Origin of the sequence: Winogradskyella sp. SYSU M77433 (assembly GCF_029911945.1) — a bacterium.
Taxonomy (GTDB): domain Bacteria; phylum Bacteroidota; class Bacteroidia; order Flavobacteriales; family Flavobacteriaceae; genus Winogradskyella.
This window is the reverse complement of the sequence record NZ_JARYTG010000005.1, coordinates 338187-353574: the sequence shown is the minus strand read 5'-3', so window position 1 is coordinate 353574 and position 15388 is coordinate 338187. Positions and strand designations below refer to the sequence as shown.

Below are 15388 nucleotides of genomic sequence, written 5' to 3'. Positions count from 1 at the left end.
CAAACTTCAACATCTAATTGAGAGTTAGCATTACCTTCATTATCGCTGATTTCATAAAAAGAAAGTGCAGGTGTTGTTAATGTAGAAACATCAACAAGAGGACTTGTTAGGGTTCTTACACCATCGTTACCTGAAGAATCACACCAAGCAAAATAGCCATTAGTTGCCGTTGTGCCTGTTATAGTTCCATTGTTTCCAATATGGTTAAATCCAGGGTCATCATCAAAAAACCAATCTTCACCACCATCCATAGTCCAACAAAGCGGTATAACACCACCATTTTCAAAACCTTCGGTATAAGGTGCTACGAAAGTAGAGCATTCTGTTGTAAAGGTAAAAGGACCAACCCAACCACTAAGTTCGCCGCCACAATTAGTCTGTACGTAGTATTCGTAATCTGTAGCAGGTGAAAGACCAGTTACAGTATAAGGATTAGTTACACCAGCATTTGTAGCTGTTCCTGTTGGAGGTGTACCAGCAGTAACCACTTCTATATTCCAATCAACAGCGCTACCACCTTGCGTCCAAGCTAATTCAGCAGAAGTAGCAGTGATTGCATTTGCCGTTAAAAATGTAGGATCAAAACAAGTTGGAGCCTCATCAAAAGTTACATCATCTATTGCTATGTCATCATAGAAGTCTGTGCCTACAATCTCAGAGAAGATGAACCTAGCTTGTACATCACCTGTAATTGTTAAAGTACTAATGTCAATAATTTTAAGTTCCCATCCAGCAGTATTGGTATTATAAGTCCCCATATTATTCCAAGCTGCACCATCCCAAACTTCAACATCGAGTTGTGAGTTGGCGTTACCTTCGTTATGGCTCAGTTCATAGAAAGAAAGCGCAGGTGTTGTTAATGCAGATACATCTACCAATGGACTTGTAAGAGTTCTTACACCATCAGTACCAGAAGAGTCACACCAAGCAAAATAGCCATTAGTTGCTGTTGTGCCTGTTATAGTTCCATTGTTTCCAATATGGTTAGCGCCAGGGCCATCATCAAAAAACCAATCTTCACCACCATCCATAGTCCAACAAAGTGGAATAGATCCACCATTTTCAAAACCTTCAGAATAAGGTGCTGTAAATGTCACACATTCTGTTGAAAAAGCAAAAGGACCAACCCAAGCACTTACATCTCCACCGCAATCAGCCTGAACATAGTAAACATAATTAGTAGCAGGAGTTAAACCAGTAATAGTATAAGGATTTGTGTTAGCTGTATGAGTAGGAGTTTCTGTTTGTGTTGAACCATCTGGAACAACTTCAATATTCCAATCTGTGGTACTCCCGTTTTCTGTCCAAGATAGTATTGCACTATCAGATGTTGTACTTATAACCGCTAGGTCAGATGGTTCAGGACAAGTAACTTCAAAAATAGTAACATCATCAAAACCAAAACCTTCATCAGTAACAGAGCCATCAGAACCAAATGCAATTCTAAAGATTACATTAGGTTGGCCTCCTAAACCTGTAAGAGCATGTCTTGCTATAACCCAAGCATTAGTACCAGCAGTACCAGTACCAGACCAACCTTCTTGTTGGCCACCAGGATTACCATTTATAGTATCATCAGTATACCAATTGTTTGGGTCTCCATTTGCTCCAACATTAACCCAGTTAGTACCACCGTCAATTGAAGACTGAAGTACAGCACCATCCCAACTAAATTCAATATCATACCAGATACTTAATTCAATTGAAGGTGCAGATAATGAGGATAAATCAAACACAGGACTAGTAACCCAAGAGTTTTCGTTTGAGTTATAAGTACCAGAAAGATTAGTTACCCAAGCATTTGAACCAGAAGCGGCACTGTTGATTATAGCACCCGTAGGAGTACCAAGTGCCCAAGTGCCGTTTGTTGTGTTGTCGGCTACCCAACCACCATCGCCAGATTCAAAATCTTCTGAATACGGATAACTTGTAATTTGTGCATTAAGATGACTAGAAAACGCAAATACAAGTAAAAATAGAAATAGCGTAATTTTTTTCATTAGTAATCGGTTTGTTAATAAATATTGCCCTAACACTAATCGATTGATTAGGAAAGGGTTGGTTTGTCAGTTTTAATATAGAGGTTGTAATTGACGATTTTAAAGGCTGCTTAACCACTTTTTTTCGTCATCCCGAATATATGAAAAATGCCTATTAACGGTATGTTAACAATGTTAATATAGATTAACTACTGTATTAATCGATAAAAGGTTTGGATATATTTAGGAACTTTTTAGCTGAATAAATACAGGGAAATGATCACTATATCCACCTCTATATTTTTTACCAACGTATGTGCGAAAAGGTTGACCCTTATATTTTCCGTGGTATTGGGTTACAAATTTTGAATTAAAGACGTTTGCTTTAAAAAAACGTAAGTTAGAGGTGCTTAAATCGAAGAAATTATTTGAAATCAATATTTGATCGAACATATTCCATTGAAAGTCATGATTCAAGCTTCCTTTGTCGTGTGATAAGACTGTTTTAAACGGATTGTAGAGTTCGCTTTCCTTTTCAAGAAGTTTGATGCTATTATCTTCTGGGTTGTCATTGAAGTCTCCCATAACAATGATTTTTGCATCAGAATCTTCTTTTTTAATTCTGTCTATAATAGAGTTAACAACTTTAGCAGCAGCTATACGTTTGTACTCTGTTTCTTTTTCTCCTTCTCGTCTAGATGACCAATGATTAACTATAATATTTAAATTTTCACCACCCAGTTTTCCTTGTACTAAAAGAACATCTCTAGTGTAATCTCTAAGTCCCATTTCGTTTTGTAAATAGACCGAAAATGTTTCTGAACTTTCAACAATAAAAAATTCACTTTTGTATAATAAAGCAACATCAATACCTCGTTCGTCCAAAGAGTCAAAATGTACAAACTCATATCCTTCATTTTCTAAATGCTCACTGTTTATTAAATCTGATAGTACATTATTATTTTCAACTTCAGCTAAACCAACAATAATAGGAGCAGGAGATTCTGAGTTATCGCCAATCTGTGAGATGACAGACCCCAATTTTCTCAATTTGTTTTGATAGCGTTTATAAGTCCAACGTTTGGCCGAAGTTGGTAAAAAATCATCATCGTTAGTATAAGGATCATTTTCAATATCAAATAGATTTTCGATATTGTAGAATGCTATAGTATAAATCTCAGGTTTTTCTATCATGGGATAAAAATATAGCTTTTTAAAAAATATGATAAGGAAAATCCATTTCCTTAACTTTGTACTTTAATTTATTTATGCTAGAGAAAAAAGATATAGAATTAGAGAGTGTAGTACTTATAGGTATTGTTACACAAGACCAAGATGAAGAAATGTCTAAGGAATACTTAGATGAGTTAGAATTCTTAACCTATACAGCGGGAGGAGATGTTGTAAAACGATTTACGCAGAAAATGACCATGCCAAATCCTAAAACCTTTATTGGTACAGGAAAGATGGATGAAGTAAAGGAGTTTGTGAAGGAAAACGAAATTGGCACCGTAATTTTTGATGATGAGCTTTCACCTGCTCAAGAACGCAATATTAGCAAAATACTGAATTGTAAAATTCTAGATAGAACAAACCTTATTTTAGACATATTTGCACAGCGTGCGCAGACTAGTTATGCCAGAACTCAGGTGGAATTAGCACAATGCGAATATTTACTACCTAGACTTAAAGGGATGTGGACACACCTTGAGCGCCAAAAAGGTGGTATTGGTATGCGTGGTCCTGGTGAAACAGAAATAGAAACCGATAGACGTATCGTTCGTGATAAAATTTCACTTTTAAAAGCTAAGATAAAAACTATTGACAAGCAAATGGCTGTACAACGAGGCAATCGTGGTGCCATGGTGCGTGTTGCACTTGTAGGCTATACCAATGTCGGTAAGTCTACTTTAATGAATGTGATTAGTAAAAGTGAGGTCTTTGCAGAAAACAAATTATTTGCAACTTTAGACACAACGGTTCGTAAAGTAGTGATAGGTAACCTTCCTTTTTTAGTAAGTGATACGGTAGGATTTATCAGAAAGTTGCCAACCCAATTGGTAGAATCTTTTAAAAGTACATTGGATGAAGTAAGGGAAGCCGATTTGTTGCTTCACGTCGTGGATATTTCGCATTCTAATTTTGAAGAACACATAGAGTCTGTAAATCAAATTTTAGATGAAATAGACAGCAAGGACAAACCAACAATTATGGTGTTTAATAAGATTGATGCTTATGAACCAGAACCTTTTGATGAAGAAGATTTGACGGAAGAACGCACTAAATCCAATTATACTATTGACGAATGGAAAAAAACATGGATGTCTAGAATAGGTGATAACGCTTTGTTTATTTCAGCTTTGAATAAGGAAAATATGGACGAATTCAGAAAACGTGTTTATAAAGAGGTGAGAGATATTCACGTTACACGCTTTCCGTACAATCATTTCTTATATCCAGACGTTGAAGATATAGAGTAATAAGGTTTATTAATGACGTCATCGCAATCGAACTTCAAAATTTGGATAAAAAAAGCGCTCAAAAACAAATGGGTTAAATGGCTGCTGATAGTAGTGGGAGCAGTTTTTGTGTTTCTTTTAGGTCTCTATATCAGTATATATTTAGGACTTTTCGGAAAACTGCCAACGACTGAAGAATTAAGTTCTATTAAACATGAACAAGCTACACAGTTGCTAGACCGAAAGGGAGAATTAATAGGCAAATACTACATATTTGATAGACAACCCGTAAAATTTGAAGACTTTCCTAAACATTTAATTGATGCTTTGGTCGCTACTGAAGATAGTCGGTTTTATGAGCACGATGGTATAGATAACATTAGTTTAATTCGAGTTTTTGTAAAGAATCTCATTCTTCAAGATAAAAGTGCAGGAGGTGGTAGTACTATTACACTTCAATTGGCTAAAAATTTATATGGCAGAAAAAACTATGCAATGTTTAGCATGCTCATTAACAAATTTAAAGAGTCTATTGTAGCTAAACGCATCGAAGAAATTTATTCAAAAGAAGAAATACTAACGCTTTATCTTAATACGGTTCCTTTTTCAGATAATACTTATGGTATTGAAAGTGCGTCATTAAAGTTTTTTAACAAATCAGTTAAAGAACTTTCAAAAAATGAAGCAGCTACTTTGGTGGGAACGTTGAAAGCTAATTCATATTATAATCCGAGACTGCATCCTGAAAGATGTGAAGGCAGAAGAAATGTCGTTTTAAGTCAGATGGTGAATTATGGCTACCTTTCAAATGACTCTTTAGACTATTTTCAGAATCAGAAATTAGAACTAGATTATCATTCCTATAATCATGACTTAGGATTAGCTCCTTATTTTAGAGAAGAAGTAAAAAAACAATTGCTAAAACTTTTAGATTCTATAAAATCACCCGAAGGTGAAACCTATAATTTATATAGAGATGGTTTGGTAGTTCATACAACTTTAGATTATCAAATGCAGGAATATGCTGAAGAAGCTATGAAATCTCATCTTGAAAAACTACAGAGTGATTTTGAAGCATCTTTTGGAAAAAACACACCTTGGAAAGGCAATTCTCAAATTTTAAAATCTGCTATTGCCAAACTACCATTGGTAAAAAAATATAAGGAAGATGGTTTGTCCGATACTCAAATTATGGATTCTTTAAATGTAAAGCGAAATGTAGAATTGTTTGGTTGGAAAGGTGATACCATCAAAAATATTTCTGTTGTAGATAGCCTTCAACATTATTTAAAATTTTTAAATACAGGAATGCTTTCTATTGAGCCATCAACAGGAGCGGTTAGAACTTATATTGGTGGCATTGATTATCGTTTTTTCAAATACGATCATGTATCCCAAAGTGAGCGACAAGTGGGTTCAACATTCAAACCTTTTGTATATACTGCTGCCATTGAGGATGGATTAGATCCATGCACATACTTCTCGTTGAATAAAGTAACTTACACGGATTATGACGATTGGACTCCTTCAAACTCAGGAAGTAAAGAAGAAGATCCTTATATTAATTATACCTTGGAGAATGCTCTAAGCAATTCTGTAAATACCATTGCTGTAAAAGTTTTAGATAAGGTTGGCATTCCGAAAGTTATAGAGCAAGCAGAAAAATTAAATATAACACAAGAATTACCTGATAAACCGTCTTTGGCGCTTGGTGTTGCAGAAATTAACTTGAAAGAACTGACCGGAGCTTATGCCAGCTACGTTAATAATAGTAAGTCTGTAAAGCCGTTTTACATTACAAAAATAGAAGACAAAAACGGCAATGTTATCGCCAATTTTGAGCCTGAAATATCCAAAGACCAAGCTTATAATGACTACACAAGGCAAGTTATGTTAGAAATGATGAAGTCTACCGTTAATTCGGGCACAGCTTCACGATTGAGGTCTACTTACGGTTTGCGAAATGATATTGCTGGCAAAACAGGAACCACACAAGATAATAAAGACGGTTGGTTTGTGGCCTTAACACCAGATTTGGTAACGATCACTTGGGTTGGTAACGATAATCATAGTATCGGTTTTAAGTCTACAGGTTTAGGACAAGGGGCTAACTCAGCATTGCCAATTTTTGCTAAGTTCTACCAAAAGTTGAATAATGATTCGGATTATAAAAGTATTACAAATGCTAGGTTTGAAAAGGCTTCAAGTGAAGTGATTGAAGACTTAGACTGTGAGCCAGAAAAACGTGATGGCTTTTTTAAACGTTTGTTTAAAAAGAAGAATAAGAAGAAAAAATTTGATTAAAAAAGAGGTTGTCTAAAAATGAGAATCTGTCATTCTGAATTTATTTCAGAATCTGAAACGAGTTCAGATTGACAAAACAGTAACTTTTAGACAACCTTTTATACTTTAAAAGCCAGTTCTAATTACTAGAACTTATAGCTTAAACCAATAGTGTAATACGTTTGTAAATCGTTATCTACGTTGTCAAACGTTGGTTCATCTGCAGTTCCCATTGGATCGTATTGACCAAGTGCATAATTAAGCGCTTCTTGTTTGTTGCTTCTTAAAGCAAAATCAAAACCTACACCAATCATTTTCCATAATGTATAGCTAAATGAGTTAGTCCAAGTCCAGTTAGACAAGTCGCTATCTTCATAACTTTGGAAAGTTGAGAAGTTTGTTTTAAAAGCAATCGCTCCAATTTGTCTTGTATAATCTGCTACGATTTTAGCACCAGCAGAAGATTCAAAAACAGTATCGTTGTCTGCAAAAACAAAGTTGTAGTTCAATGGGTGAATCACTACAATTAAATTATCGATAGGTGTCCAAGTAGCACCAATACCAAGATCTAAATAACCCGGATCGTTAAAGTTGTTCAATAATGTAGTTCTATATTCCCCTAATGCAGATATAGCCCATTTTTCACCTAATTTAAAACCATAAAGTGATGAAATATTAAACACATCAGTAGTTGGTTCAAAATCTTCACTATCAGTTTCAATATCTTTATTATCTAATTTAACCCATGCCAAATTAGTTGTTAATGAGTTTCTCCAGAAATATTTTTCTTCAATTTTATTGGCAAAAGCGTTGAAAGTAAAACCAATATTACCCGAAGAGTTATTTGGAGCTCCTTGTGCATACCAGTTATTGAAGTTAGATAAACTACCACCAATAGTACCAAAAGCTCCAACTCGCCAACCAGGTAAGGCATCTATTTGAGCTTGAATAGCGTCAGCTTCTTTTTGAAACTTATCTGCTTGTGCTTGTTTCTCAGCTTTTTGAGCTTGTAGCTCTTCTTTAGTTTGTGCAAAACCAAAAAATACAGCGAACATTAAAGAAGCTGATAAAAGTAATTTTTTATTCATAATGGATTAAATTTTAATAACTTAAGTTGCAAATATAAGTCTTTGTCAATTTTTACCCACCACAAAGCGATAGAAATCAACATTATATTAGACTTGTTTTTCTAATGAAAGTCACATTTATTTTTTCTTGAATAGCGGAACTGAAGAACATGCTTCGCCAAACATTATAGACTTTGCAATAGGTTTTAGTTTTTGAGATAATAAAACCAAAGCATTAGATGGTACAGGTTTGTTAGAGCAACCTTTTATAATTACAGGCAAATCTTTATAAATACTGAGATCTAAGTCTGAAATAATTGAAGAATAAATCAGAGATTCTAAATCGTTAAGCTCACCAATAACAGAGAGTTTAGCATACTCTTGAAGTTGAATGGAAATAAGCATATAAGCCCAATCAGGAACAATAGCATCTGTTGAACAATATATTGCAACATAGCAATCTTGATATTGAGACCAATCGTTCTCAGCAACATGAAGTCTAAAATCTTTTTCTCTAAGGACTAGACCTTCAAGTAACCAATCTTTAATATCAATTTGAACACGTTTTCCAACTGGATAATAGTCTTCTAAATCAATGACTTTAAGTTTACTGTTAGCGACTCTATTTATAATTTCTTCTGCCATATTAAAGCATTCCGAGCTCTAATTTTGCTTCTTCGCTCATTAAATCTTGAGACCAAGGCGGATCAAAAGTAATTTCTACTTCTGCATCTTTAACCTCGTTGATAGATTTTACTTTTTCTTCAACTTCTAAAGGAAGGGTCTCAGCAACAGGACAGTTAGGTGTTGTTAAGGTCATTAGGATTTTAACATCGTAATCTTCATTAACAAAAACATCATAGATTAGTCCAAGTTCATATATGTCAACGGGAATCTCAGGGTCGAAAATAGTTTTTAAAACTCTAACTATTTTATCTCCAAGTACGTTAGTATCTATAGTGGAATCGCTCATATTAATTCAATTGTGTTTGGTATGCAATGGCATACATTTTTAATTGTTTTATCATGCTCACCAAGCCATTGGCTCTTGTTGGTGATAGATGCTCTTTAAGTCCAATTTCGTCAATAAAATCAGTATTGGCATCAATAATATCTTTTGGGTGTTGGTTAGAAAACACTCTAATCAATATTGCAATAATACCTTTGGTGATGATAGCATCACTATCGGCTGTAAAATTTACTTTTTCATCAACCATATCGGCATGAACCCAAACTTTACTTTGGCAGCCTTTTATGATATGATCTTCAGTTTTATATTTCTCATCTATTAAAGGCAATGTTTTCCCTAAGTCAATCATATATTGGTAACGTTCTTCCCAATCATCAAACATTGAAAACTCGTCAATAATTTCGTTTTGAATTTCTTCAATAGTCATAGTCTCATTCTTTAAAGCAAAATTACAAAATAGCTATTGCTTTATAACATTTTCTTTTATGGATAACACTTTATTAACTAAAGCTTCTATCTCTTTAGGTGGATTTCCATGGTCAAACTCTGGAGTCATGTAGTGAATATCACCAATTTGTAAAGCTAAGGTAGCAGCAAGCGCTGCATCTGTGGCTCTATTATCTGTAGGAGCTTCCAATTTTGAAATACTTTGTAGGTCAACAGCTTCCATTAAGGTTTTGAGTTCTGCCCAATCAGAAGAGTTAATGGAATGATTTGTTATAGTTTGTAATCCTCTATCTTTCGAAAATTTGATACTTTTTTCTGAAATATTGAAATACTCATAAATACCTCTTGAACTCGTTTCATAAATTACAGAAGGACCATTATTACCATAAGATTTTATTGGTTTCTCTTGAATATTTCTTGGCTTCCCTTCAACCTTACTTGCTAAAATAATGGTTTCTTCTCCGTCTAGAAGTGATAAAACACCGTCTTTTAGAGTGAATGTTTTTATAGCAATTAAAGCATTTAAAAATTCACTTTCTACTTTACCTATTTCTGGTCCACAGAATTTTTTAGTAGAACCAATTTTATCGAGCGATATGCTATCTCCTTCAACGGTATAACTACCAAAGAAATTATTACAACCAGAACGTCCTGAAACCCGATTTGTACCTTCCTCAAAGGTGATACTCAGGTTTGTAGAAAGTATATCTTGATTAACAAGTTTTGAAATGCTATAAGTTCCAAAAATAGGGTCTTGCATAGCTTTACTTTTTTCTGCAACATCTTTAGTTGATTTGCACGAAAATGCAGTAATTAAAACGGTAAATATGCTTAGTAAAAATTTCATCTTTAAGTGTTTTATTATTCTAAGTTACACTTTTGATGCCAAAGTTTTACGATAACATCATAATTGCTTTTTTAAGGGCAGTAATAAAGGTGTCAATTTCCTCTTTGGTATTATAAAACATAAACGAAGCTCTAACCGTACCTGGAATCTTAAAATAGTCCATAATCGGTTGTGCGCAGTGATGTCCTGTACGAACCGCAATACCCATTTTATCTAATATTGTTCCAATATCGTAAGGATGAATATCACCAACATTAAAAGAAATCACGGATGTTTTATGCTGTGAGGTACCATAGATTTTTACACCGTCAATAGCTTGTAACTGAGCTGTAGCGTATTCCAAAAGTTCGTTTTCGTAATTTGCTATCGTATCAAAACCAACATTGTTCATGTAATCAATAGCGGCGCCAAAAGCGATACCTCCACAAATATTAGGCGTTCCAGCTTCAAATTTATGAGGTAAATCTGCGTACGTGGTTTTCTCAAAGGTTACTTCTGCAATCATTTCGCCTCCTCCTTGATAAGGTGGTAATTTCTTTAGCCATTCTTCTTTACCATAAAGTGCGCCTACACCAGTTGGGCCACACATTTTGTGAGCAGAACACACATAGAAATCTACATCTAATTCTTGTACATCAGCTTTAATATGTGGTGCGGCTTGTGCTCCATCAACTAAAACTGCGGCACCAACTTTATGAGCCTTTTTTATTATGGTTTCAATAGGATTTACTGTACCAAGCGCGTTAGAAACATGATTAACAAAGACCAATTTAGTGTTTGCGTTTAAAAGTTTTTCAAATTCTGAAAGCACTAATTCTCCTTCAGTATTCATTGGAATTACCTTTAAACTTGCTCCTGTACGTTCGCAAAGCATTTGCCAAGGGACAATATTACTGTGATGTTCTAAAGCCGAAACTATAATTTCATCTCCCTTGTTTAAAAGAGAAGAAAAACCATTAGCTACTAAATTAATACCGTGAGTTGTGCCAGAAGTAAAAATAATCTCATAAGCTTTTGCGGCATTAAAGTGGTTTTGAATTTTAATACGCGCTTGCTCATAAGCATCGGTAGCTTCTTGGCTTAAGGCATGAACTCCTCTATGTATATTAGCATTGTAGTTAGAGTAGTAATCTACAATAACATCAATAACTGGTTGTGGAGTTTGCGATGTTGCTGCATTATCAAAATATATCAAAGGCTTACCATTAACCTTTCGATTTAGGATTGGAAAGTCTTGTCTTATTTTTTCGACATTAAAATCTATATGTGATTTTGCAACATTCATTTATAAATCAAACCCAATATTTACACCAAGTTTACCAGCAATAATTTTAGTAATTCTATTTTTTAATTCAGGTATTTTTACAGAATCTAAAACATTGTTACTAAAGGCAAACATCAAAAGTGCTCGTGCTTCTTTTTCTGGAATACCACGTGAGCGCAAGTAAAACATAGCACTTTCATCTAGCTGACCAATAGTACAACCGTGAGAACACTTTACGTCATCAGCAAAGATTTCAAGCTGAGGTTTAGTGTTTATGCTAGCTTTATCACTTAATAAAATATTGTTGTTGGCTTGAAACGCATCTGTTTTCTGAGCTTCTTTTTCTACTAAAACCTTTCCGTTGAAAACACCAGTAGAATTATCACCAAAAATACCTTTGTAATCTTGATGACTTTCGCAGTTAGGCTCTATATGGTGAACTAAAGTATTGTGATCTACATGTTGTTTATCACCAATAATAGTGATGCCTTTCATTGTAGAATCTATACGCTCACCATTTTGGTAAAAGTTGAGGTTGTTTCTTATTAATTTTCCGCCAAAAGAGAACGTATGTACTTTTACAATACTTTCTTGCTTTTGGTTGATGAATGTATTGTCTATCAATGATGCTGATTGATTATCATTCTGAATTTTATAATAATCTACAATAGCACGTTTGTTACCAAAAATCTCAGTTACAGAATTAGTTAAAACAGGATTTTCTGTTAAACTCTGATGACGTTCAATAATTTGAACATGAGAATTCTCATCTACAATAACTAAGTTACGAGGTTGTAACATTAAAGCAGCTTCATTTCCTGTTGAAAAATGAAGAATTTGAATAGGTTTATCTACTAACTTATTCTTTGGAATATGAATAAAAGCACCTTCTGCAGAAAACGCCGTATTCAAAGCTGATAAACTATCTTTGGTTGCTATTTTATTGAAATAGTTTTCAATGACAATTCTATATTTTGGCTTTGTTAAAGCCGCAGACATTAAGCAAACATCTAAACCATCATGAGTGGTTTGTGATAAGTAAGAAGAATACTTTCCGTCAATAAATACAATCTTATACGAATCAATATCGTGTATAAAGTATTTCTTAATGTCTTTAAATTCTAGAGCATTTTCATTTTTTGGAAATACGCTATAATCGTGCTTTAAAATGGAGTTAAGAGAAGTATATTTCCAAGCCTCTTGTTTTTTGGTAGGAAAGCCTTCGTCTTCAAATGTTTTTATAGCTTCGCTTCGTATATCATGAACAGGAGAGTTCACATCTACTGTGTCCTCAAAAGCCATAAATGACGATACTAATTTTTCTTTTAAACTCATATAATTTGGTTCTTAGTGTTTAGTTTTTTGTCTCTAGTATAGATTAACCAAAGACTGTTACTATTACTAAATTTATGCGTTTGCTTCTTCTTTTATCCAGTCGTAACCTTTAGCTTCTAACTCATGCGCTAATTCTTTTGTACCTGACTTAACAATACGTCCGTTGTAAAGTACATGTACATAATCTGGAACGATATAATCTAATAAACGTTGGTAGTGTGTAATTACAATAACAGCGTTGTCTTTACATTTTAACTTGTTAACTCCATTGGCTACAATTCTTAAGGCATCGATATCTAAACCAGAATCTGTTTCATCAAGAATTGCTAGTTTTGGCTCTAACATAGCCATTTGAAAAATCTCGTTACGTTTTTTTTCTCCACCAGAAAAACCTTCGTTAAGAGAACGTGATAAAAACTTTCTATCGATTTCTAAAAGCTCAGATTTCTCACGAATCATCTTTAGCATTTCATTTGCTGGCATATCTTCTAAACCTTTAGCTTTACGAGTTTCGTTTATAGCAGTTTTCATAAAGTTAGTAACACTAACTCCAGGAATTTCTACAGGATATTGAAATGATAAGAAAACACCTTTATGAGCGCGTTCTTCTGCAGCAAGTTCATCAATGTTTTCGCCTTCTAGCATAATTTCGCCTTCGCCAACTTCATATTCTTCTTTACCTGCAATTACAGAAGCTAAGGTACTTTTACCAGAACCATTTGGTCCCATGATAGCATGAACTTCGCCTGGTTTTACTTCTAAGTTTATACCTTTTAAAATTTCTTTATCTTCTACACTTGCGTGTAAGTTATTGATCTTTAACATAGTTTTAGTTTGCTAATTTTATAACGTCTTCTTTATTTGGATCTGGTGCTTCCACCTTTAATATTTCTTTAATTTCTACGCGCCATGGCCAACCTTCTTCTCCTTCAGGTTTTGCTATTTTTTTTACTCTAACAGTTACAGGAACCATATCGGTAGCTTCTTTTTGAAATGGTTGTATTTGTTTAGCCAGTTGATGCATATTTTCATCAATTACTACACCATATATTTCGCTGGTAGTTTGAAAAACCGCGGCATCTGCATAATATACAAACTCACCTTTCATGGTTATAAAACCATCATTTTGATCGTAAGATTTTGCGCGATTTTCTTCGAGATTTACCGCTTTATTTTCTTCGTTTTTGCAAGCGAATAAAGCTAAGCATACTAAGATGGCTAGACTAAGTTTTTTCATTTTCAAAGTTTTATCCTACGGAACCTTCTAAACTGATTTCAAGTAATTTTTGAGCTTCTACAGCAAATTCCATTGGGAGCTTGTTTAATACTTCTTTACTAAACCCATTAACAATAAGGGCAATAGCTTTTTCTGTATCTATACCACGTTGGTTACAGTAAAAAATTTGGTCTTCACCAATTTTACTTGTGGTAGCTTCGTGCTCAATTTGTGCCGATTTATTTTTAGCTTCAATATATGGGAATGTGTGTGCTCCACATTCATTACCCATTAATAAACTGTCGCACTGAGAGAAGTTACGAGCATTTTCTGCTCTAGAATTTATTTGAACCAATCCACGGTAAGAGTTTTGAGATTTACCGGCAGAAATACCTTTTGATATAATTGTTGACTTAGTATTTTTACCTAAGTGAACCATTTTGGTTCCTGTATCAGCTTGTTGGAAATTGTTAGTTACAGCAATAGAGTAGAATTCGCCAACTGAATTATCACCTTTCAGGACACAACTAGGATATTTCCATGTTACAGCACTTCCGGTTTCAACTTGTGTCCATGAAATTTTTGCGTTTTTCTCACAAAGTCCACGCTTAGTTACAAAGTTGAAAACACCACCTTTACCTTCAGAATTTCCTGGATACCAGTTTTGAACGGTTGAATATTTTATCTCAGCATCATCTAAAGCAATTAACTCTACAACGGCTGCATGCAACTGATTTTCATCTCTGCTTGGAGCTGTACAACCTTCAAGATAAGATACGTAGCTACCTTCATCTGCAACAACTAGAGTTCTTTCAAACTGACCAGTTCCTGCTTGGTTGATACGAAAATACGTTGATAATTCCATTGGACAACGAACTCCTTTTGGTATGTAACAGAACGAACCGTCACTAAATACAGCAGAATTTAAAGCGGCATAAAAATTATCTTTTTGCGGAACAACCGTACCAATGTATTTCTTTACAAGTTCAGGATGCTCTTTTATAGCCTCAGAAATAGAACAGAAAATAATACCTTTTTCGGCTAATGTTTTCTTAAAAGTAGTTGCTACAGATACAGAATCCATAACAATATCTACAGCAACACCAGCCAATTTCTTTTGTTCATCTAATGAAATACCTAATTTGTTGAAAGTTTCTAACAATTCAGGATCTACTTCATCAAGACTATCGTATTTAGGTTTTTTGTTTGGTGCAGAATAGTAAGAAATGGTTTGAAAATCGGGCTTTTCATAATGCACATTGGCCCAATCTGGTTCGGTCATTTCTTTCCAAGCTTTAAAAGCATTTAGTCGCCATTCGGTCATCCATTCTGGTTCTTCTTTTTTCTTGGAAATAGCAATTACAATTTCTTCATTTAGACCAACAGGAAAAGTATCAGATTCAATATCTGTATAAAAACCATATTCATATTCTTTGGTTTTTAATTCTTCTCTTAAGTCGTCTTCGGTATATTTACTCATTGCGTATTATTCTGAGTTTTAAAAATTTTTAAAAGTCTTCC

At 34.2% G+C, this 15388-nt stretch carries 14 protein-coding genes; 2 read left to right on the top strand and 12 right to left on the bottom strand.

The window, feature by feature from the left end; translation table 11 throughout:
* Together QGM60_RS12400 and QGM60_RS12395 are read right to left on the bottom strand one after the other, a co-directional pair.
* Nucleotides 1–2000 (bottom strand): fibronectin type III domain-containing protein (locus QGM60_RS12400; protein ID WP_281140566.1); only part of this gene is annotated, 2000 nt, incomplete at its 3' end.
* 222 nt (nt 2001–2222) lie between these two features.
* Entirely contained in the window at nt 2223–3173 is a 951-nt protein-coding gene (locus QGM60_RS12395; protein WP_281140565.1) for an endonuclease, read from the bottom strand.
* Nucleotides 3174–3247: 74 nt separating this feature from the next.
* On the opposite strand from QGM60_RS12395, the gene hflX reads away from it, so the two are divergent.
* On the top strand, nt 3248–4459 hold the full coding sequence (gene hflX / locus QGM60_RS12390) for a GTPase HflX (RefSeq protein WP_281140564.1): 1212 nt from the start codon (nt 3248–3250) through the stop codon (nt 4457–4459).
* Nucleotides 4460–4471: 12 nt separating this feature from the next.
* Nucleotides 4472–6742 (top strand): transglycosylase domain-containing protein, encoded by a 2271-nt coding sequence (locus tag QGM60_RS12385; protein WP_281140563.1) that lies wholly within the window; start codon nt 4472–4474, stop codon nt 6740–6742.
* 125 nt (nt 6743–6867) lie between these two features.
* Here the strand turns inward: QGM60_RS12385 and QGM60_RS12380 are convergent, their stop codons facing one another.
* From QGM60_RS12380 to sufB, 10 genes are all read right to left on the bottom strand, one after another.
* Nucleotides 6868–7809, bottom strand: a complete 942-nt coding sequence (locus tag QGM60_RS12380; protein ID WP_281140562.1) for a DUF3078 domain-containing protein — start codon at nt 7807–7809, stop codon at nt 6868–6870.
* Between the two features lie 117 nt (nt 7810–7926).
* The gene (locus QGM60_RS12375; RefSeq protein WP_281140561.1) at nt 7927–8433 is read right to left on the bottom strand and encodes a DUF2480 family protein; all 507 of its coding nucleotides are present in this window, start codon (nt 8431–8433) and stop codon (nt 7927–7929) included.
* A gap of 1 nt (nt 8434) precedes the next feature.
* Nucleotides 8435–8761, bottom strand: coding sequence for a DUF59 domain-containing protein (locus QGM60_RS12370; RefSeq protein WP_281140560.1), 327 nt, complete (start codon nt 8759–8761; stop codon nt 8435–8437).
* A 1-nt stretch (nt 8762) separates the two neighbouring features.
* Complete coding sequence (locus QGM60_RS12365; RefSeq protein ID WP_281140559.1) at nt 8763–9185, bottom strand: SufE family protein; 423 nt, start codon at nt 9183–9185, stop codon at nt 8763–8765.
* 33 nt (nt 9186–9218) lie between these two features.
* Nucleotides 9219–10052, bottom strand: coding sequence for an META domain-containing protein (locus QGM60_RS12360; RefSeq protein ID WP_281140558.1), 834 nt, complete (start codon nt 10050–10052; stop codon nt 9219–9221).
* Between the two features lie 46 nt (nt 10053–10098).
* On the bottom strand, nt 10099–11337 hold the full coding sequence (locus tag QGM60_RS12355) for a cysteine desulfurase (RefSeq protein WP_281140557.1): 1239 nt from the start codon (nt 11335–11337) through the stop codon (nt 10099–10101).
* The gene (gene sufD, locus QGM60_RS12350; protein WP_281140556.1) at nt 11338–12651 is read right to left on the bottom strand and encodes a Fe-S cluster assembly protein SufD; all 1314 of its coding nucleotides are present in this window, start codon (nt 12649–12651) and stop codon (nt 11338–11340) included.
* A 72-nt stretch (nt 12652–12723) separates the two neighbouring features.
* On the bottom strand, nt 12724–13476 hold the full coding sequence (gene sufC, locus QGM60_RS12345) for a Fe-S cluster assembly ATPase SufC (RefSeq protein WP_281140555.1): 753 nt from the start codon (nt 13474–13476) through the stop codon (nt 12724–12726).
* A gap of 4 nt (nt 13477–13480) precedes the next feature.
* Nucleotides 13481–13888 carry a hypothetical protein gene (locus tag QGM60_RS12340; protein WP_281140554.1) on the bottom strand — a complete coding sequence of 136 codons (408 nt, stop codon included), beginning with the start codon at nt 13886–13888 and terminating at the stop codon, nt 13481–13483.
* Between the two features lie 10 nt (nt 13889–13898).
* Nucleotides 13899–15347 carry a Fe-S cluster assembly protein SufB gene (gene sufB, locus QGM60_RS12335; protein ID WP_281140553.1) on the bottom strand — a complete coding sequence of 483 codons (1449 nt, stop codon included), beginning with the start codon at nt 15345–15347 and terminating at the stop codon, nt 13899–13901.
* Between the last annotated feature and the right edge of the window lie 41 nt (nt 15348–15388).